The 20780-nt window shown below is 60.7% G+C and carries 15 protein-coding genes and 2 rRNA genes; 8 read left to right on the top strand and 9 right to left on the bottom strand.

What is annotated here, in order from left to right:
- Nucleotides 1-35: 35 nt before the first annotated feature.
- From FQ668_RS11110 to FQ668_RS11100, 3 genes are all read left to right on the top strand, one after another.
- Nucleotides 36-734 (top strand): FadR/GntR family transcriptional regulator, encoded by a 699-nt coding sequence (locus FQ668_RS11110; protein WP_019438686.1) that lies wholly within the window; start codon nucleotides 36-38, stop codon nucleotides 732-734.
- 16 nt (nucleotides 735-750) lie between these two features.
- Entirely contained in the window at nucleotides 751-1419 is a 669-nt protein-coding gene (locus FQ668_RS11105) for a GntR family transcriptional regulator (protein WP_014591693.1), read from the top strand.
- 152 nt (nucleotides 1420-1571) lie between these two features.
- The gene (locus tag FQ668_RS11100; RefSeq protein WP_019438687.1) at nucleotides 1572-2621 is read left to right on the top strand and encodes a hypothetical protein; all 1050 of its coding nucleotides are present in this window, start codon (nucleotides 1572-1574) and stop codon (nucleotides 2619-2621) included.
- Nucleotides 2622-2660: 39 nt separating this feature from the next.
- Here FQ668_RS11100 and FQ668_RS11095 read toward each other — a convergent pair whose 3' ends face one another.
- Nucleotides 2661-3089: a PACE efflux transporter gene (locus FQ668_RS11095; RefSeq protein WP_014591695.1), complete on the bottom strand. Its 429-nt coding sequence runs from the start codon at nucleotides 3087-3089 to the stop codon at nucleotides 2661-2663.
- A 101-nt stretch (nucleotides 3090-3190) separates the two neighbouring features.
- On the opposite strand from FQ668_RS11095, the gene FQ668_RS11090 reads away from it, so the two are divergent.
- Both FQ668_RS11090 and mcpA read left to right on the top strand, forming a co-directional pair.
- Nucleotides 3191-4069 carry a LysR family transcriptional regulator gene (locus FQ668_RS11090; RefSeq protein WP_014591696.1) on the top strand — a complete coding sequence of 293 codons (879 nt, stop codon included), beginning with the start codon at nucleotides 3191-3193 and terminating at the stop codon, nucleotides 4067-4069.
- A gap of 142 nt (nucleotides 4070-4211) precedes the next feature.
- Nucleotides 4212-6098, top strand: a complete 1887-nt coding sequence (mcpA, locus tag FQ668_RS11085) for a methyl-accepting chemotaxis protein McpA (RefSeq protein WP_144180112.1) — start codon at nucleotides 4212-4214, stop codon at nucleotides 6096-6098.
- 53 nt (nucleotides 6099-6151) lie between these two features.
- On the opposite strand, the gene FQ668_RS11080 is transcribed toward mcpA, so the two are convergent.
- The 3 genes from FQ668_RS11080 to FQ668_RS11070 all read right to left on the bottom strand — a co-directional run bounded on the left by FQ668_RS11080 (nucleotide 6152) and on the right by FQ668_RS11070 (nucleotide 8855).
- Entirely contained in the window at nucleotides 6152-7216 is a 1065-nt protein-coding gene (locus FQ668_RS11080; protein ID WP_019438689.1) for a membrane protein, read from the bottom strand.
- Nucleotides 7217-7328: 112 nt separating this feature from the next.
- Nucleotides 7329-7706, bottom strand: a complete 378-nt coding sequence (locus tag FQ668_RS11075) for a RidA family protein (protein WP_014591699.1) — start codon at nucleotides 7704-7706, stop codon at nucleotides 7329-7331.
- A 12-nt stretch (nucleotides 7707-7718) separates the two neighbouring features.
- Nucleotides 7719-8855: an FAD-binding oxidoreductase gene (locus tag FQ668_RS11070; protein WP_014591700.1), complete on the bottom strand. Its 1137-nt coding sequence runs from the start codon at nucleotides 8853-8855 to the stop codon at nucleotides 7719-7721.
- A 115-nt stretch (nucleotides 8856-8970) separates the two neighbouring features.
- Here FQ668_RS11070 and FQ668_RS11065 point away from each other — a divergent pair, with 115 nt between their 5' ends.
- On the top strand, nucleotides 8971-9564 hold the full coding sequence (locus FQ668_RS11065; protein WP_012053085.1) for a helix-turn-helix domain-containing protein: 594 nt from the start codon (nucleotides 8971-8973) through the stop codon (nucleotides 9562-9564).
- A 124-nt stretch (nucleotides 9565-9688) separates the two neighbouring features.
- Nucleotides 9689-10474, top strand: a complete 786-nt coding sequence (locus FQ668_RS11060; protein WP_019438690.1) for a sulfite exporter TauE/SafE family protein — start codon at nucleotides 9689-9691, stop codon at nucleotides 10472-10474.
- Between the two features lie 3 nt (nucleotides 10475-10477).
- Here FQ668_RS11060 and FQ668_RS11055 read toward each other — a convergent pair whose 3' ends face one another.
- Together FQ668_RS11055 and FQ668_RS11050 are read right to left on the bottom strand one after the other, a co-directional pair.
- Nucleotides 10478-11017, bottom strand: coding sequence for a histidine phosphatase family protein (locus tag FQ668_RS11055; protein WP_019438691.1), 540 nt, complete (start codon nucleotides 11015-11017; stop codon nucleotides 10478-10480).
- 126 nt (nucleotides 11018-11143) lie between these two features.
- Nucleotides 11144-13378, bottom strand: a complete 2235-nt coding sequence (locus FQ668_RS11050) for a TonB-dependent siderophore receptor (protein WP_019438692.1) — start codon at nucleotides 13376-13378, stop codon at nucleotides 11144-11146.
- A 430-nt stretch (nucleotides 13379-13808) separates the two neighbouring features.
- On the opposite strand from FQ668_RS11050, the gene FQ668_RS11045 reads away from it, so the two are divergent.
- On the top strand, nucleotides 13809-15008 hold the full coding sequence (locus FQ668_RS11045; RefSeq protein WP_019438693.1) for an MFS transporter: 1200 nt from the start codon (nucleotides 13809-13811) through the stop codon (nucleotides 15006-15008).
- A 209-nt stretch (nucleotides 15009-15217) separates the two neighbouring features.
- Here FQ668_RS11045 and FQ668_RS11040 read toward each other — a convergent pair whose 3' ends face one another.
- The 3 genes from FQ668_RS11040 to FQ668_RS11025 form a co-directional block, all read right to left on the bottom strand.
- Nucleotides 15218-17026 carry an ABC transporter ATP-binding protein/permease gene (locus FQ668_RS11040; RefSeq protein ID WP_019438694.1) on the bottom strand — a complete coding sequence of 603 codons (1809 nt, stop codon included), beginning with the start codon at nucleotides 17024-17026 and terminating at the stop codon, nucleotides 15218-15220.
- A 361-nt stretch (nucleotides 17027-17387) separates the two neighbouring features.
- Nucleotides 17388-17503: ribosomal RNA gene (gene rrf / locus FQ668_RS11030) — 5S ribosomal RNA — on the bottom strand.
- 208 nt (nucleotides 17504-17711) lie between these two features.
- A 23S ribosomal RNA gene (locus FQ668_RS11025) occupies nucleotides 17712-20604 on the bottom strand.
- Nucleotides 20605-20780 lie beyond the last annotated feature (176 nt).

Here is a 20780-nt window from a genome sequence, read left to right as displayed (position 1 = left end):
GGCCGGCATGACGCCGGCCCTTCCAGGAGCGAACCGTGATCAGCTCATCAACCGTCGTCAACTCAGTGGTGGAAAAACTCCGCCAGGCCCTGGCCCGCGGCCAATGGCGCACCGGCGACATGTTGCCAGGCCAGCGCGAACTGGCCGAACAACTGGGCATCAGCCGCCCCAGCCTGCGCGAAGCGGTAACCGTGCTGGAAACACTGGGCCTGGTGCGCTCGTTACCCGGCAAGGGCGTATTGGTGCTGGATGCCGATGCCCAGGCTTCGGGCATGGAAACCAGCACTGCGGCCAGCTTGGCCGACGTGCTGGAACTGCGCTACACACTGGAACCGTTCATCGTCGGCCTGGTGGCGCAGTCGGCCAACAGCCAGGACATCGGCCAGTTGCGCCTGACCCTGATGGACATGCGCGAAGCGCTGGAGGCCAATGACAGCGAGGCCGGGGTCAAAGCCTACATCGCCTTCCATGAGGCGCTGTTCGCCCTGACCACCAACCCGATTTTCCAGAGCGTGGTGCAGCAGACCGGCAATGCCCTGAAGCAAAGCGCCGACATGCTGCGCAACTCGCCAGAGCACCTGGCCGCGCGGCTGAAGGAGAACGAAGCGGTGGTGCGCGCCATTCGCGAACGCAGCAGCGCCCAGGCCAGTGCCCAGATGCGTCAGCACATCGTGGCCGAAGGGCTGCGCATGGGCATCGCGCTGAATATCCCGGACGAACATCCGCATCCATGACCTCAGGAGAGTGCCCATGAACGCCGCCCCCCACTTGCCTGCCCTGCTCGCGGCTGGCGAAACCCGCCTGTCGGCCGAGCAGATTTATCCGCGGCTGTTCGACGCCATTCTCGAACAGCGCCTGCCGCCGGGCAGTCTGTTGCCCGAACAGGCGCTGGGCCATGCCTTTGGTGTCAGCCGCACGGTGATCCGCCGCGTGCTGGGGCGCCTGTCCGACCAGCAGGTAGTGGTACAGCGCCCCAGCCACACCGCACATCTGGCTGCACCCGACCCAGACCAGGCACGTCAGGTGCTCAGTGCCCGGCGTCTGGCCGAAACCACGCTGATCACTCTGGCCGCGCAACGCGCCCGGCCGGCGCAGGTACGCCAGCTACGGCAACTGGTGGAGCGCGAGCGCCAGCACCATGAGAGTGGCGAACGCTGCGCAGCGATCCGCCTGGGCGGCGAGTTCCACCTGAAACTGGCCCAGGTGGCGGCCAATGCACCACTGGCGCGATTTCTCAATGGGCTGGTGCCGATGACCTCGCTGATCATCGCACGCTACGAATCGCCGTGCTGCGATCACTGTGCGTGGGAAGAGCATGCGGCAATCATCGATGCCGTGGAGCAAGGTGATGCCGAAGCGGCGCTGGGGTTGATGCACAGGCACCTTGACCGTCTGGAAGAAAAGCTGGACCTGGAATAACCCGTCCAGACTGACGCGATCGCTCCCCCGTAGCACGCGCTCAAGCAACCATTTGCATCTGTGCTGACGCGGGCGATGGGCTGCACAGCAGCCCCAATAACCCCACCCTATACTTCGAGAACCACCCCAGCCTCTACCAGGGAGGCGGTCGCGTGAGTTCTCGAGCCCTCCTGTTGCTCTGCCTTCTGCTGGCCCTCGGCGGTTGTGCCAGCAAGCGCCCCCCTGCCCCGCCGCCGCCCACAATACTCACTCCCGCGGCCTGGCAACGCATCGACCAGGAACTGATAGAAGCTTCGACCGGTGCCGCCGGCTCAGCCAACGACTATGCCCGGCGCTCCATGCGGGTGTGGAAGGAGCAGGTGCAGCAACGCACCGAAAGCGACTTCATCCCCTGGTTCACGGGTTACTGGACCCAGCAGTGGCTGACCCTCAAGGTGGCCTGGTACAAGCTCGACAGTGGCGAGGGTCGGGAACCGGCAGAAAAACGCCTGGCCCTGTACCTGCAGGAGCAGTATCACGCGCGGGTGATCGAGCCGGTAGCCGAGCAGATCAACCCCGAAGGCATCCGCGACCGCGCCTGCGAACTGTACCTGCAACTGCTCGGCCAGCAACTGCCGGCCATCATCAGCCGTTACAACGCGCCGCCCGAGCAGTTCAGCCAGCGTCTCAACCGTATCCCCGCCATCGCCCTGGGGCCACCGGATGCGCGCAATGCCAGCCTGTATCAGCTGCTGCGGGCCAAGTCACTGGACCAGCAGCCGGCCTGGCAAGCCATGCGCCAGCACTTGCATCAACAGGCCAGCAAAGGCCCTGGCAGGACCGATGTCGGGCTCAACTCGGTGGCCACCCAGGCCAGCGAAAAGCTTGGCGCCACCCTGGCCCCACGCGGTATCGCCAGTGCCGTGGCATCGGCAGTGGGCAAGGTGGCAGGGGCGATGATTTCGATTGCTGCAGCCGGTTACGGGATGATGACCCATGACCGTGACCACCCGCAGATGGTCGAACAACTGCGGGTGATCCTGAACGTGGCGTTGAACCAGGAGTGGCAGGAGTTGATGGAGAACCGCCAGAGCGGGGCCATGGCGGGGGTCTATTACCTGTCGGGGCAGGTTGAGGACAGCTTGCTGGCCAGTGTGCCGCGGCCGGTGGAGCAGCAGGTCGAGCAGCAGCAGGCGCCTTTGATCATTCGCCTACCACCTTAATGGCGGCCTGTGCCGGCTCCTTCGCTGCGCCAGGCTGTATCAAGCGGTGGCCAAGGCAGAACGTGGCAGGCCAAACACGCGATCAAACGCCCAGTTGTAGGCAAAGGTGTAGCACGGCACCAGGATAATGAATGCCATATCCACCAGCAGCGCCTCCAGCAATGTCATGTCCAGCCACCAGGCAATCAGCGGAATCAAGTAAACCACCAAGGTCAACTGGAAGCCGATGGCATGCACCACCCGCCGCGCCACGCTGCGTCCCCGCTTGGCCTGGCGGCTCTCCCAGTACTCGAACAGGGTGTTGTAGATCAGGTTCCAGAGCATGGCGATGGTGGTGATCATCACCGCCAGCGGCCCGGTATGCGACGCCTGCGTATCTGACAGGTAGGCCAGCCCGAGGGTCGACATGCACAGCCCGATCAGTTCATAGAAAGTCACGTAGACCAGCTTGCGTTTCAATCCCTGCACCCAGGTTTCCTCCAAAGACAAAAAGCGACGGGGGCGATCATGCTTCAACGCACTTGACAGCAAAAGTCAGCAGCTGTCAGATCAACTGACAGGAGGCTGCCATGAATTTTTCCAGCGACAACATCCAGCTGTTTCTGGCCGTGCTCGACCACGGTTCGTTTTCTTCCGCAGCGCGCGCCCTCAAGCGGGTGCCTTCAGCCGTGAGCATGGCCATTGGCAACCTTGAAGCAGAACTTGGCTACAGCCTGTTCGAACGCGGCCCGCGTGAAGTTCGCCCAACCGCACAGGCCTTGGCCCTGAAGCCACACGCCAGGCTGATTGCCGAACAACTGGGGCTGCTGCAGGTTCATGCCCTGGAGTTGTCCCAAGGGCTGGAGAGCAGCCTGACCCTGGCCGTGGTACCCGACATCGATCACCGCCCGCTGCTGGCGGCCATCGCCAACCTAGGTAAGCGCCACCCCTTGCTGGACATTGCCCTGCTCAGCGCCCCGCAGGAAGAAGCCCTGCACTTGCTGGACAGTGGCCGTGCCGACCTCTGCGTAGCCTTTGCCGGCCTGCAGGTCGATGCCCGCCGCGGCTTCCAGCACATTGGCATGGAGTCGCTGGTGGCCACCCTGTCGCCGGCCCACCCGGCCTTGCGTGAGGGGCGTATCCACGACCTCGAGGACCTGACCCGGGTGCGTCAGATTCTGGTGCGCAGCCGCGACCTGCCACTGGCTGACCCTCGCCCGCTGATCGGCGCCACACACTGGTCCACCGACAGCTTCGATCTGGCTTTGCAAATGGTGGAAGCTGGCTTGGGCTGGGGCGATCTGCCGTTGACGCGGGTCGCGCCGCTGCTGGCCAGCGGGCGTCTGGTGCGCCTGGAATTCCGCAATACACGCAACGAATTGCAACTGCCCGTGCATATCCTGTGGCGCAAACAACAGCCGCTGCAGCAGGCCGCACGCCTGCTGATCGAGCAGCTGGCTGACCCGTGACTGCCGTCCGTCGAAACGCCTGTAAGAATTTTCTCTAAGCACTTCAATCTTTTACCCCTCAAGCCGATATCTCGGTCGATAGGCCCCGCATCGCGTCATGAGCGCGCTGCGCCCTCCCCTCATTGGCTCAAGGTCTCGAAACATGAACCTGAAATTTCGCCACAAGATCCTGCTCAGCGCCTGCGGCGTCGTGGTCCTGGCATTTGCCCTGTTCACGCTCTACAACGACTACCTGCAACGCAATACCATCCGCCAGAATATCGAAGCCTCGGTGCAGCAGTCCGGTGCACTGACCGCCAGCAGTGTGCAGAACTGGATGAGCGGGCGCATTCTGGTGCTGGAGAACCTGGCCCAGGACATCGGCCAGCAAGGCGCCGGCGACACCTTGGCAGGGCTGATCGAGCAGCCGTCCTACACGCGTAATTTCCTGTTCACCTACCTGGGCCAGGCCAACGGCGAATTCACCCAGCGCCCGGATGCCCAGATGCCCGCCGGTTACGACCCGCGCCAGCGCCCTTGGTATGGCGCCGCCGCCAGCGCCGGGCAGACCGTGCTGACCGCCCCGTACCAAGGGGCAGTCGGTGGACTGATGGTGACCATCGCCACGCCGGTGAAGAGCAAGCGCAATGGCGAACTGATCGGTGTGGTCGGCGGTGACGTGACCCTCGACACCCTCGTCGAGATCATCAACTCGGTCGACTTCGGCGGCATCGGTCACGCCTTCCTGGCCGACGCCAATGGCCAGGTGATCGTCAGCCCGAACAAAGACCAGGTGATGAAGAACCTCAAGGACATCTACCCAGGCAGCAACCTGCGGGTTGCCGCCGGCATGCAGGATGTCACCCTCGACGGCCAGGATCGCATCATCTCGTTCGCCCCGGTGGCCGGCCTGCCTTCGGCACAGTGGTACATCGGGCTGTCGATCGACAGGGACAAGGCCTATGCCGCGCTCAGCCAGTTCCGCACCTCGGCGATCATTGCCGTGCTGATTGCCGTGGCCGCCATCGCCGGCCTGCTCGGCCTGCTGATTCCGGTGCTGATGAGCCCGCTGACCACCATGGGCCGCGCCATGCGCGACATTGCCGAGGGTGAAGGTGACCTTACCCGCCGCCTGGCCGTGCAGAACAAGGACGAGTTCGGCGAACTGGCTACCTCGTTCAACCGCTTTGTCGAACGTATCCATGCCTCGATCAGCGAAGTGTCCTCGGCCACCCGCCTGGTGCATGACCTTTCGGAAAAAGTGGTCAGCGCGTCCAATGCGTCGATCATCGGGTCTGAAGAACAGAGCATGCGCACCAACAGCGTCGCTGCGGCCATCAACGAACTGGGCGCCGCCACCCAGGAAATCGCCCGCAACGCCGCAGATGCTTCGCAACATGCCAGCGGTGCCAGTGAACAGGCGCACGGTGGCCGTGAAGTGGTTGAAGAAGCCATCAACGCCATGACTGCCCTGTCGCAACGGATCAGCGAGTCGTGCGCGCAGATCGAAACGCTCAACGCCAGCACCGACGAAATCGGCAAGATCCTCGACGTGATCAAGGGCATTTCCCAGCAGACCAACCTGCTGGCACTGAACGCCGCCATCGAAGCGGCCCGTGCCGGTGAAGCTGGCCGTGGCTTTGCCGTGGTGGCCGACGAGGTGCGCAACCTGGCGCACCGTACCCAGGAGTCGGCGGAAGAAATCCACCGCATGATCACCAGCCTGCAGGTGGGCTCGCGCGAAGCGGTGCACACCATGAACACCAGCCAGGTTTCCAGCGAACAGACCGTGCAGGTGGCCAACCAGGCCGGCGAACGCCTGGCCAGCGTGACCCAGCGCATTGGCGAAATCGATGGCATGAACCAGTCGGTGGCGACAGCGACCGAAGAACAGACTGCCGTGGTCGAGAGCCTCAACCTGGACATCACCCAGATCAACGCCCTGAACCAGCAAGGGGTGGAGAACCTCAACGAGACCCTGCGCCATTGCGACCAGCTGGCCCAGCAGGCTGGACGTTTGAAGCAGTTGGTGGGCAGCTTCAGGATTTAAACGCCGGGTTCAGGCGGCGACGGCCTATGCCTGTTGTCGCCTGTACCAGTCCCTTATGCAGCCACCGCCTTCGCAGCCCTGCCCCGCCGTACCCAGGCCAGCAATACCGCCGTCATCAGCACAAAGCCCAGGTAACCGAAGAACGGGTACACCTCACCCACCAGGCTGATGAACCCCACCAGGCTACAGCCGAACGCCACCACCCCGGTCACCACCGAGCCCCAGCGAAACTTCGTCGTGCCCGCCGGCAACAGCCGCGAGAGGAAGGAAAACAGCGTGCCCACCGCGGTGTTGACGATCATGCCGAAGATGATCAGGCACATCACCAGCCCCAGCAGTGGTGACACTTCGTTGGCAATCGACAGCATCGGCATCGGCTGGTCGGCCACACTGTCCAGGCGCGACAGCAGCCCGGTACTCATCACCAGCATCAGGCCGCCTAGCGCTGCACCACCGAGCAGGCCTCCCCACACCGCGGTTTTCTCGCCCTTGGCCGAACCGCCCAGAATAGCCAGGATCGGCGCACCCGCGACGATGTTATACGACACATACAAGAACGCCCCCAGCAGCCAATGGCGGGTGCCGGCCTGTTGCTGGCTGGCCACCTGATCGAGCGCAGCAAAGCTCTGCTCGCGGGTGATCACGGCATACAGCGCTATCGCCGAAGCCACCAGGATCAGCAAGGGGGTGATGGCGCCAATTGCAAGAATCATCTTGCGCACGTCCAGGCACACGATACCGACCACCACCAGCGTCACCAGCACGCTGCCGGTCAGGGCCGGGATGCCAAACTGCTGCTCCAGCAATGCACCACCACCGGCCAGCATGACCACGGTGACGGCGAACATGAAAAAGGTGATCAACCAGTCGACGAACATGCCCAGGTGACGGCCGCAGATGGCCAGGATCACATCCTTGTGCGAGGTGGCCTGCTGGCGATTGCCCAGCCCCGCCAACGCCATGCCGAGGAAGGTGAACAGGGCGGCGCTGACCAACGCGCCAGCCAAGCCCCACACGCCGAAATCGACAAAGAACAACAACAGTTCCCGCCCTGAAGCGAACCCCGCCCCCACGATCACGCCGACAAATGCGCCGGCAATCTTCAGCTGCTCTTGCATGTGAACCTCTGGATTTATTGTTGTTTTGTCATCGCCGTCGCATACATGTCGTAGGGGCGGCCTTGCAGCCCATCGCGACACAAGGTCGCCTCTACACGGGCTCTTTGCCCTGTCAGGCGTCGCCGACGAACGCCTGCACTTCGATCTCCACATCCACGCCCAGGGCCAACGCCGAGGCCACGGTGGAACGCACCGGTAGCGCCGCGCCGAAGAACGCCTTGTACACCTCGTTGAAGCCGGCGAAATGGCGCATGTCCGACAGCCAGACCGTGACCTTCACCACCTGATCGAAGCGCGCGCCACAGGCCGCCAGGCTTTCGGCGATACGCTCGCAGGCAGCACGGGTCTGGGCCTGGATATCACCGCGCACCACTTCGCCACCGGCGCTCATCGGCACCTGCCCGGAGAGGAACAGAAAGCCACCGGCCTTCACCGCGCGGGAAAACGGGAACGGCAAGCTGCTGGGGAAACGCTCAATGTCATTGCTCATGGGATGCTCCTTTCAGGGTTGCTGGAAACGGGCCGGGGACAGGCGCTCGGGCGCCACGCCCTGGCTGACAAGGCTGGCACACAACGGCTGGCCCAGTAACACGTCGGCGGCCAGGCGCGAGGCGCCCGCTGCCGACTGGATGCCATAGCCACCCTGGGCCGCCAGCCAGAAAAACGCGGGTGCATGCGCATCGAAGCCGATCACCAGGTCGCCGTCGGCAACGAACGAACGCAGCCCGGCCCAGGTGTGGCTAGGGCGGCGGATCGCCAAGGTGGTCATGGCTTCAATGTTGTAAATACCCAAGGCCACGTCGAACTCCTCGGGCGCGGCATCCTGTGGCTCAACCGGGTCGGCATTGGCTGGCGACCCCAACAGTTGGCCGGCATCAGGCTTGAAGTAGAAGCTTTCATCGACGCCAATCACCGCAGGCCAACGAGTAAAGTCCTGCTCTGCCGGACCAGGGAAGGTGAAGGCGCTACGACGGCACGGTTGCAAACCGATGCGCGCCACCCCGCACTGCTCGGCCACACGGTCCGCCCAGGCACCTGCAGCATTGACCAGACATCGGGCCTGCAGGCGGCTGCCATCAGCCAACTCCACCTGCCACACGTCGTCCAGGTACCAGGCCTGGATCAGCTCGGCGTTGCAGCGCAGTTCACCGCCGGCGGTGCGATAACCACGCAAGAAGCCTTGGTGCAAGGCATGTACGTCAAGGTCCATTGCACCTGGCTCAAGCACGGCGCCGGCCAGGGTTTCGCCACGCAGGCTGGGTATCAGTGCCAAGGCTGCATCCCGGTCAAGCAGGCTGACTTCTGTGCCATTGGCCAGGTTCTGCGCGTAAGTTTGCTCAAGCAGTTCCCGCTGCTCCAGGCTGGCCACATACAGACAGCCTCGCGGCTCCAGCAGCGGGTGCTCGCAGAAGCCCTGCGGTGGCGATTCGTAGAAGGCCCGGCTGGCGCGGGTCAGTGCCTGGATCTGTGGGGTGCCGTAAGCCTCCATGAACATGGCCGCCGAACGCCCGGTGGAATGGTAGCCAGGCTGCGATTCACGCTCGACCAGCAGCACACGCTGCTGGCCGGCCAGGCGGTAGCCCAGCGAGGCGCCGGCGATGCCAGCACCGATGATCAGGGTGTCGTAGGTCGGGGTCATGCACGCTCCTGCCAGGCTAATTATCATTTATGAGAATTCTAATATATGAGAATTTAGAAATACGCAAGGGTCCAAGGTAAGATGCCCGACCAACGCCGCATGCCGAGATCCCTGAATGCCTTCAGCTCTACCCCAGCTTGACCGTGCAGTAGTGGGCCAGCGCCTGCGCCAGGTGCGCAAGGCGCGCCAGATGACCCTCAAGCAATTGTCCGAAGCCAGTGGCGTGCCGCTGTCCACGTTGTCGAAGATGGAACTGGCGCAGGTGTCGGTCAGCTATGAAAAACTGGCCGCTGCTGCGCGGGCGCTGAATGTCGATATTGCCCAGCTGTTCCGCGCCAGCGGCACGGTCAGCGCCCCGGTGCCGGTGACCGTGGTGGTCGACTCACTGCCCGCAGCGGCGGGTTATTCGACCGGCACCTACGACTATTATCCGATTGCCGGGGATTTCCCCGCACGACGCATGACACCGGCCTATGCCCGCATCATTGCCCGGGAACGCGGCCAGTTCGACGATTTTATCCGCCACCCCGGGCAAGAGTTCGCGCTGGTGCTGAGCGGGCGCGTGCGCATCGAGTTCGAGACCGGAGAAGCGGTCAGCATCGGGCCGCAGGAGACTGCGTATTTCGACAGCCAGGTGGGGCACATCTACCTGTCGGAAAGCGATGACGGTGGTGATGCCCATGTCATGGTAGTGATGACCGATCGTTGATCCGCTGCGCCTGCCAAGGCAAGCCTGGTTATAACCTAATAACGAACAAGTCTATTTGGCTATAAAAAAATCTATATGCTGACTGGCATCCGATAACGGGCAAAGTTGGGCAGTCGAGTAGCGTATGGATGTAGGTTCTTTCGGTTTCACCATTGCTGGCCTGGTCGTGGGCTTCATCGTCGGTATGACCGGCGTCGGTGGCGGCTCGCTGATGACCCCGATCCTTTTGTGGTTTGGCATCCACCCGGCGACCGCTGTCGGCACCGACCTGCTGTATGCAGCGATCACCAAGGCCAGTGGCGTCTGGGTGCATGCGCGCAACAAGAACATCGACTGGAAGATCACCGGCCTGCTCAGCCTGGGCAGCGTGCCCGCAGCGGCGCTGACCCTGTGGTTCCTCAGCACCCTGCACGCCGATACCTCGGCGCTCAACGCCATCATCAAGCAAGGCCTGGCGGTGGTGCTGATCCTGACCGCGCTGGCCATCCTGTTCAAATCGCGCCTGCAGGCCTTCGCCAGCCGCCATGCCGGTGATCACTATCACCTCAGCGACCGCAGCCTGAACATCCTCACAGTGCTGACCGGCGTGGTGCTTGGAATAATGGTCACCCTCACCTCCATCGGTGCTGGCGCCCTGGGTACGGTGGCGCTGTTCCTGCTGTACCCGTTTCTGGTCACCCGTCGCCTGGTCGGTACTGAAATTGCCCACGCCGTGCCACTGACCTTGGTAGCAGGCCTGGGCCACGCGGGCATGGGCAACATGGATTGGTCGCTGCTGGGCTACCTGCTGCTGGGCTCGCTGCCAGGCATCTACCTGGGTAGCCACCTCACTGGGCGGATCTCCGACCGCGTGCTGCGCCCTTGCCTGGCAACGATGCTGCTGCTGATCGGTTACAAGCTGGCGTTCTGAGCCTTAGCACAGGCGCAACCGCCACTGCCCGGTAAAACTCAGTTGCAGACGTGACAGCGGCAGCACGTCGATTCGCTGCCCGGCACTCATCGGACACCCAAGCACCTGCACCAGCATGGCGCGTATGACCATCGGGTGGGTCACCGCCAGCCAGTCACCCGGCCTGTCGAAGGCCGCCAGCCAGGCGGCCAGGCGCTGGCATAGCGCAGCGAACGACTCGCCACCATGCACGGCACTGGCCGGATCCTGCAGCCATTCAGCCAACGCCTGCGGTTGCTCGGCTTGTAGCTGCTTCAACGACACACCTTGCCAGCGCCCAAGGTCGCAATCGGCCAAACCTGGCTCGATCTGTACTGCCCCCGTTAACCACGCTGCCGTCTCGCAAGCCCGCCGCTCTGGCGCACTCAGCAGTTGCACGCCTGAACGGTCGGCGTCTGACTGACGGGCTAGCGGCAGGATGCCATCATCCGTATGGTGCAGGCGCCCGTTCTTCTGGGCCTGGGTCAGGGCATGGCAGATCAGGGTCAGGCGGATGGCTTTCACCAGGCATTTCTCGCAGCGGGCTGGGGTGCATGGTTTAGCACGCTGCGAGACGTTTGGCTGCAACAATGTCGTCGGCCATGCGCGACCCGATTGACCCGCGATTGGGCCGCATCGCGGCACTTTGGATCAGAAGTTGATATTCAGCGCAGCAAACACAGCCCTGCCCGGCTGGTTATACGTGTTTGCCCCCGAGCTGCTGGCGTTGCCGCCGCGCAGGATCTGCTTGTCGAAGACGTTGTTCACGCCTACCCGCACGTCGTAGTTGGCATTGAAACTGTACCCGGCGCTCACGTCCACCAGGCCATAGGCCTCGACGTCCTGCTGGGCGATCTTGTCGTAGTCCTGCTGGGTGCGGTAGTTGTAGGTCGGCGATTTTTGCTTGCCGAAGTAAGTACCCGCTACCTGGAATGACAGCTGCTCGGTGGCGCGCCAGTCGAGGCTGGTGTTGACGGTGTATTCCGGGATCACCGACAGCGGCTCGCCCGTTTCGCGATCATCGTTGTCGAGCATCCAGGTCAGGTTGGTGTTCCAGTCCAGGGTCGGGGCCAACTCGATGAAGAAGTTGCCTTCGACACCTTCCACCCGCGCCTTTCCGGCGTTGTCCCACTGAGTCACGCGGCTGCCGGTACCAATGGTGTAAAGCACATCGGTATCACCGATGATCTTGTTCTTGTAGTCGTTGCGGAAGTAGGTGGCACTGGTGCGCCAGGTACCCCGGTCGTACAGCAGGCCGATTTCCTTGTTGACGCTGATCTCGGGCTTGAGGTCGGCGTTGCCCTGCAGGTAGCAGCCGCCATTGTTGGTCTGTTGCACGCTGCAGCCATTACCGCGGCTGTACAGCAGGTAGTTGGGGTTGGACTGGTACAGGTTCGGAACCTTGTAGGCACGGGCGATGCCGCCTTTTACCGACAGCGCTTCGGTGAGCTTGTGCGACAGGTTCAGGCTGGGGCTGAAGTTGTCACCGAAGGTTTCGTGGTGGTCGAAACGCAGGCCCGGCGTAAGGGTGGTGTCGCCAACGATGATGTTGTCTTCGACAAACAGCGCATAGCTGCGTGCGGTCATCTTCGAGCTGCTGCGATCGAAGCCGACAAGGCCGTCATTGTTGGTGGGGTCGGAGCTTTGCGGGCGCAACGAACCTTGGTCGTTGAGGGTTTCGTACAGGTACTCGCCGCCCAAGGTAAGCACATGGTCTGTGCTGCCCATGGCGAACGGCAGGTTCACCTCACTGCTCAGGCGTGTGTTGCGCAAACGTGACATAGCCCCACCTTCGTTGCTTGGGGCACCTTCGGTGCGGCCAGCCAAGCCCTCGTTAAGCCGCCAGTTGCGTACGTATTCATAGGCCAGCGTGGTCTTGCTGGTACCCCAGGTGAAATCACCGAGGTGGGTCAGGTCATAAGTACTGCGCTGCATCACGTTGGTTTCGTGGCCGTAGAGGCTGGAGACGAAGTCAACGTCTCCGCCGCCGTTGCTGTTCATGGTGTCGCCGGCAAAAATGTTGCCCTGACGGCTGTAGCCGGCACTGGCTTCCAAGCGGTGCTCGTCGTTCAGTTTCCAGCTCAGCAGGCCGTTGATGTCCTTGTTGCGAACGCCTTCCCGCCCCGCTACCAGGGCGCTGGTGGCATGCCCGGCGTTGATGTCGAGATCGTCGGCGTCAGTCTTTGCCAGGCCGCCGTACAGGCGGAAACCCAGGTTATCGGTCAGGCCGCCACCGAGGTTGAAGTTGGCTCGGCGGCTGGCGCCCTCTGCGCTGTCTTCCGGCAGCTGCGTGTACAGGCTGACGCTGCCTTTCAACTCGTCGGAAGGACGCTTGGTGATGATGTTGACCACCCCGCCCATGGCGCCGGAGCCATAGCGTGCGGCGGCCGGGCCACGCAAGATCTCGATGCGCTCGACCGCTTCGGCCGGCACCCAGTTGGTTTCACCCCGAGTATCACGGTCACCGTTCCAGCCATAGCGCACGGCGTTGCGCGCGCTGGATGGCTTGCCGTCGATGAGGATCAAGGTGTTTTCCGGGCCCATGCCGCGCAGGTCGATCTGCCGGTTGTTTCCGCGTGCCCCACTGGCACTGTTGCCTGTCAGGTTAACCCCGGGCTCGCGGCGGATGATGTCGGACAGGTCATTGGCCGGCGGGTGGCGCTTGATGTCTTCGGCCGTGATGATCGACGTGCCCAGGGCCTGTCGCGCCTCGCGCTCGGCGGTGATCAGGGTGTCCTGGATCACCAGAGCGTTGTCGGCGACGGGCACTTCCAGGACCTCACCCGCACGCCGCTCCTCGGACTCTGCTGCGGTCGCCAGCATGGACGGCGACGCCAGCGCAACGAACGCCAGGGCCAGGCTGTTGGGTGAAGTTCTGCACTGCATGGGTACATCTCCTGCGATTCATGAGCGAAAAGGCACATCCCTGTCGGAAACCGGGAGCCCTCGCCCACCAGCCCCGCACTCAGTTTGGCGGCCAACAGGGGTGGTAAATATAGAGAATCGCAAATGCGAGTAAATCTTATTTACGAAGTTTACATGTTTGTTACTGAACTTTGCTGAACCGTGATCTTTGCCACAGCGAAGCTTGTGAGCCACGCCGGACTGCCCCCTAAATTTGATAAGCCTTCGCGGTCGCCTGTAGGAGCGGGTTTACCCGCGAAACGGGCGAAGACACTCTCTGACGGAATAACCACCCCTGCATTTATGGAAAGTTTCGTCATCTCCACAGGCTGTTGCTGCTATCCACCTATCCAGTTTGCATCCTGTGTGCAGGCATCTACAGTTTCGACGTACAACGCTGCGGAGAGACCAGATGCGTGGCGATGACAACAGCTGCGCGAACACTGCCAAAAGCCTGCCGAAGATGCCCCGCAGTATCTGGGCGCTGGGCTTCGTGTCGATGTTGATGGACATTTCCTCGGAGATGATCCACGCCCTACTGCCCCTGTACATGGTCAGTGTGCTCGGCGCTTCGGTGATAGCGGTGGGGCTTATCGAAGGAATCGCCGAGTCGACCGCATCGTTCACCAAGGTGTTCTCTGGTGCCCTCAGCGACCGACTGGGTAAACGCAAGCTGCTGACAGTCCTCGGCTACGGCCTCAGTGCGCTGATGAAGCCGGTATTTCCCATGGCTCCCGGACTTGAGTGGCTGACTGCGGCACGCTTCGTCGACCGCGTCGGCAAGGGTATTCGGGGGGCCCCACGCGATGCGCTGGTGGCCGATGTTACGCCGGTCGAGCTGCGCGGCGCGGCGTTCGGCCTGCGTCAGGCGCTCGATACCGTAGGCGCTATCCTCGGGCCATTGCTGGCGATCGTATTGATGTGGTTGACAGCGAGCCATTTCCAGACCGTGTTCTGGGTAGCTGTTATCCCGGCGTTCGTGGCGGTGTATATCCTGATTGCCTTCGTTCACGAACCTGCGGCCCCAGCGATGGGGCGTCCGGTGCGCTCACCGTTGGCACTGCACGAGCTGCGGCGCCTCGGGCCGGTCTATTGGCGCCTGATCGGTCTGGCCACGTTGTTCACCCTCGCCCGTTTCAGCGAGGCGTTCTTGCTGCTGCGGGCTCAGAACATAGGCCTGACACCGCTATGGGCGCCGGCGGTACTGGTATTGATGGCGATGGCCTACTCACTGTCGGCCTACCCTGCCGGCGTGTTGTCGGACCGAGTGGGGCGCCGTGGCGTGCTGATGGCCGGGCTAGGCCTGCTGATCACTGCCGACCTGCTGCTGGCCCTTTTGCCAGGATGGGTCGGGCTTGCCTTTGGAGTAACGGCCTGGGGCCTGCACCTGGGCTTCAGCCAGGGCATCTTCTCTGCCATGATCGCCGACAGCGCCCCCGCCAACTTGCGCGGTACCGCCTTCGGCCTGTTCAACCTGCTGACCGGTGCGGCGCTGCTGATAGCCAGCGTGGTTGCCGGATTGCTGTGGGAGCGTGCAGGGTACCAGGCAACCTTCCTGGTTGGTGCGGGCTTTGCCGTCACCACCCTTGCAGGACTGACGCTGCTGCGCTGAACCTGGCTAGCCTGGCGGTTCACGGCTGCGGCGTACGCAGGTTGAACAGTTCCATCCTGTAACCCGGACGCCCCGCCGCAGAGGCCGAACGTCTGGACAGGGAGCGCCGCCTGCCGGTGAAAGCGTTCGAGTAAGGATGTCGCCAATGCACGCAGTGAAGGGGCCAAGCTAATCGCGATGCCGGATGGCGATCTCACCCACAAGCCGAACTAAGCCAGCGCAGCCTCCTGCTCCAGCAACGACCAACCGCCATGCCCATCCACCTCAAGCCGGTGGGTATGGAACGCCGCCAGCGTGCTACGGTGGCCGACACTGACCAGCAATGCACTCGGCATCTCCGAACGCAACAACGCATACAGGGCATGCTCGAGCCCTTCATCCATCGCCGAGGTGGACTCGTCGAGGAACACCACCTGTGGCCTGTTGAACAGCACCCGGGCGAACGCCAGGCGCTGCTGCTCGCCCACCGAGAGGATGTGTGACCAGTCACAGCTGACGTCCAGACGCTCGGCGAGATGGGCCAGGTTGACCTGGCGCAATGCCTGCTGCATGAGCAGTTCATCCTTGGGGTTGCTGGCTGCCGGGTAGGCAATGACGGTACGCAAGTCACCCAGCGGCAGGTACGGCCGTTGCGACAAGAACAGTGCCTGATGGCCCGTTGGCCGCCTGACCTTGCCTTCGGCATACGGCCAAAGGCCCGCCAGGGCACGCAGCAGCGTGGTTTTACCACTGCCCGATGGCCCTTTGATCAACAACGCCTGACCGGCGTGCAAGCTCAGGTCCAGGTCGGCGATAAGGGCATGTCCGTCCGGGCGTAGCACCTGCAACCCCGCGATCTGCAGCGCATGCGCCTGGTCTTCGGTGGTGACGCGCGGCAACGCACTTGCCTGCTGGTTGGCATCGAGAAAGCCGGTGAGACGATCAAGGGTCGCGCGGTACTGCGCGAACGCATCGTACGACTCACGGAAGAACGACAGAGAATCCTGCACCTGCCCAAAGGCCTGGGAAGTTTGCATGACGTCGCCCAGCTTGATCGCCCCACTGAAGAAGCGCGGCGCCTGAAGAATGAACGGAAACACAACGGCAACCTGACTGACACCCAAGTTGAAACCACTGAACTTCAGGTTCCGGTACACCAATGCCCAGACATTCACGATCAAGGCAGCAAAACGGCCGAGCAACGTGCCCCGCTCGACTTGCGCACCTTGGTAGAAGGCAATGTTCTCGGCGTTCTCACGCAGGCGCATCAACGCGTAACGGAAGTTGGCGGTGAGTTTCTCGTTGAGGAAGTTAAGCCGGATCAGTGGGCGCCCGAGGCGGAAGGCGACCCAGGTGGCGATGATGACATACAGGTAAACGGCAAATACCATCGCCCGAGGGATCTCCACGCCGGCCACCGTCAACGGTGCTGACAGCCCCCAGAGGATGCCGGTGAACGCCACCAGTGAAACCAGCGCACTGACTGCGCCCAAGGCAAGACTGACTGAGTTGGTGACGAAAGCGTTAACGTCCAGTTCGATACGCTGGTCAGGGTTGTCCACTGGCTCGGCAAGGAACTGGCCACGGTAATAGGCATCGCCCTGCATCCAGTCGTGGGTCAGGCGCTCGGTCAGCCAGACCCGCCACTTGATACTGAATGCCTGGCTGACATAGAAGGTGAACAGCGAGCGCAGCACATGGATGGTGGCCAGCACCGCGAAGACGCCGAGCAGGTACCAGAACGCCGCCTGGTCAAGGCCCTGCAAGGCGCTGTAGAAGCCGTTGTACCAAAACGAAAACAGCACGTTCAGGCGAACCGAAAACAGCGTCAGGACCAGCAGCAGGGCAAACACCAGCAACGGCCGCCAACTGCGCCTGAAACTGAAATAGGGCCCGGCAAGCTGCCAGAACTGGCTGCCCCAGCGTGTAAAACGCACGGCCAGAGTTGCGGCTGCAGTGAAGCTGACAAGGGTGATGAACGAGGCGATTGCCAGCCAGCTTAGGCTCTCTTGCAGGGCCTGATGCCAGTTCATTTCCATGGTAAGTATCCGTGCTGAGTATTTCCGCGAGCGTAGCATTACGCTGTCATTCGTCAGGTATAAATGACGCACATTTCATGATTTGTAGGAGCGGGTTTACCCGCGAATGGGCCGCGCCTGCGGGCCAATTTCCACCCGCCGTTCACCGTTGCCGCCGCCACCGTATTCGCGGGTAAACCCGCTCCTACACAGATCGGTGGTGGACACACATCGGGGGGTGGACACAGGCCGCTGTAGGAGCGGGTTTACCCGCGAACACCGGCGAAGCCGGTGCCATCTCCGCTCTCGAGCAGGTCCAGTTTTTTGCCCACAAAGACAAAACCCCTACCTGCATGCGCAGATAGGGGTTTTGCGAAATGAATCTTGACGATGACCTACTCTCACATGGGGAAACCCCACACTACCATCGGCGATGCATCGTTTCACTACTGAGTTCGGGATGGGATCAGGTGGTTCCAATGCTCTATGGTCGTCAAGAAATTCTGTTGCCAGAATGTCCAGATGGACAGCCCAGCGAATCCGGATATGCGATATTTGTGGTCTTACGAATTTTCGGGTCTTTCGTCTTCACCACCACAATCTGCGTAGCAGATTGCTTGGGTGTTATATGGTCAAGCCTCACGGGCAATTAGTATTGGTTAGCTCAACGCCTCACAGCGCTTACACACNATTGCTTGGGTGTTATATGGTCAAGCCTCACGGGCAATTAGTATTGGTTAGCTCAACGCCTCACAGCGCTTACACACCCAACCTATCAACGTCGTAGTCTTCGACGGCCCTTTAGGGGATTCAAGATCCCAGTGAGATCTCATCTTGAGGCAAGTTTCCCGCTTAGATGCTTTCAGCGGTTATCTCTTCCGAACATAGCTACCCGGCAATGCCACTGGCGTGACAACCGGAACACCAGAGGTTCGTCCACTCCGGTCCTCTCGTACTAGGAGCAGCCCCTCTCAAATCTCAAACGTCCACGGCAGATAGGGACCGAACTGTCTCACGACGTTCTAAACCCAGCTCGCGTACCACTTTAAATGGCGAACAGCCATACCCTTGGGACCGGCTTCAGCCCCAGGATGTGATGAGCCGACATCGAGGTGCCAAACACCGCCGTCGATATGAACTCTTGGGCGGTATCAGCCTGTTATCCCCGGAGTACCTTTTATCCGTTGAGCGATGGCCCTTCCATACAGAACCACCGGATCACTAAGACCTACTTTCGTACCTGCTCGACGTGTTTGTCTCGCAGTCAAGCGCGCTTTTGCCTTTATACTCTACGACCGATTTCCGACCGGTCTGAGCGCACCTTCGTACTCCTCCGTTACTCTTTGGGAGGAGACCGCCCCAGTCAAACTACCCACCATACACTGTCCTCGATCCGGATGACGGACCTGAGTTAGAACCTCAAAGTTGCCAGGGTGGTATTTCAAGGATGGCTCCATGAGAACTGGCGTCCCCACTTCAAAGCCTCCCACCTATCCTACACAAGCAAATTCAAAGTCCAGTGCAAAGCTATAGTAAAGGTTCACGGGGTCTTTCCGTCTAGCCGCGGATACACTGCATCTTCACAGCGATTTCAATTTCACTGAGTCTCGGGTGGAGACAGCGCCGCCATCGTTACGCCATTCGTGCAGGTCGGAACTTACCCGACAAGGAATTTCGCTACCTTAGGACCGTTATAGTTACGGCCGCCGTTTACCGGGGCTTCGATCAAGAGCTTCGCTTGCGCTAACCCCATCAATTAACCTTCCGGCACCGGGCAGGCGTCACACCCTATACGTCCACTTTCGTGTTTGCAGAGTGCTGTGTTTTTAATAAACAGTCGCAGCGGCCTGGTATCTTCGACCGGCATGGGCTTACGGAGCAAGTCCTTCACCCTCGCCGGCGCACCTTCTCCCGAAGTTACGGTGCCATTTTGCCTAGTTCCTTCACCCGAGTTCTCTCAAGCGCCTTGGTATTCTCTACCTAACCACCTGTGTCGGTTTGGGGTACGGTTCCCAGTTATCTGAAGCTTAGGAGCTTTTCTTGGAAGCATGGTATCAACCACTTCGTCGCCTGAAGGCAACTCGTCATCAGCTCTCGGCCTTGAAATCCCGGATTTGCCTAAGATTTCAGCCTACCACCTTAAACCTGGACAACCAACGCCAGGCTGGCCTAACCTTCTCCGTCCCTCCATCGCAATAACTGGAAGTACAGGAATATTAACCTGTTTTCCATCGACTACGCTTTTCAGCCTCGCCTTAGGGACCGACTAACCCTGCGTCGATTAACGTTGCGCAGGAAACCTTGGTCTTTCGGCGTGCGAGTTTTTCACTCGCATTGTCGTTACTCATGTCAGCATTCGCACTTCTGATACCTCCAGCAAGCTTCTCAACTCACCTTCACAGGCTTACAGAACGCTCCTCTACCGCATCATCATAAGATGATACCCGTAGCTTCGGTGCATGGTTTGAGCCCCGTTACATCTTCCGCGCAGGCCGACTCGACTAGTGAGCTATTACGCTTTCTTTAAAGGGTGGCTGCTTCTAAGCCAACCTCCTAGCTGTCTAAGCCTTCCCACATCGTTTCCCACTTAACCATGACTTTGGGACCTTAGCTGACGGTCTGGGTTGTTTCCCTTTTCACGACGGACGTTAGCACCCGCCGTGTGTCTCCCATGCTCGGCACTTGTAGGTATTCGGAGTTTGCATCGGTTTGGTAAGTCGGGATGACCCCCTAGCCGAAACAGTGCTCTACCCCCTACAGTGATACATGAGGCGCTACCTAAATAGCTTTCGAGGAGAACCAGCTATCTCCGAGCTTGATTAGCCTTTCACTCCGATCCACAGGTCATCCGCTAACTTTTCAACGGTAGTCGGTTCGGTCCTCCAGTCAGTGTTACCTAACCTTCAACCTGCCCATGGATAGATCGCCCGGTTTCGGGTCTATACCCAGCGACTAAACGCCCTATTAAGACTCGCTTTCGCTACGCCTCCCCTATTCGGTTAAGCTCGCCACTGAATATAAGTCGCTGACCCATTATACAAAAGGTACGCAGTCACCTAACAAAGTAGGCTCCCACTGCTTGTACGCATACGGTTTCAGGTTCTATTTCACTCCCCTCTCCGGGGTTCTTTTCGCCTTTCCCTCACGGTACTGGTTCACTATCGGTCAGTCAGTAGTATTTAGCCTTGGAGGATGGTCCCCCCATATTCAGACAAAGTTTCTCGTGCTCCGTCCTACTCGATTTCATTGACAAGAGATTTTCGTGTACGGGGCTATCACCCACTATGGCCGCACTTTCCAGAGCGTTCCACTAATCTCAAATCAACTTAAGGGCTGGTCCCCGTTCGCTCGCCACTACTAAGGGAATCTCGGTTGATTTCTTTTCCTCAGGGTACTTAGATGTTTCAGTTCCCCTGGTTCGCCTCTTGCACCTATGTATTCAGTACAAGATAACCAGCTTATGCTGGCTGGGTTCCCCCATTCAGAGATCTCTGGATCACAGTCTGTTTGCCGACTCCCCAAAGCTTATCGCAGGCTACCACGTCTTTCATCGCCTCTGACTGCCAAGGCATCCACCGTATGCGCTTCTTCACTTGACCATATAACCCCAAGCAATCTGGTTATACTGTGAAGACGACATTCGCCGAAAATTCGTACGTTGCTCTTTCGAGCAGAACTCACAAATTTTACCTTAGCCTGATCCACCAGCAGTGAAACTGGTGTTCAGTCTATATCTATCACATATCCGAATTTTTAAAGAACGATCTGACAAAAG

This window comes from Pseudomonas sp. Kh14 (assembly GCF_900291005.1).
Taxonomy (GTDB): Bacteria; Pseudomonadota; Gammaproteobacteria; order Pseudomonadales; family Pseudomonadaceae; genus Aquipseudomonas; species Aquipseudomonas alloputida.
Note: the sequence above shows the minus strand (reverse complement) of the source record. Positions and strands in the feature narration are given on the sequence as shown.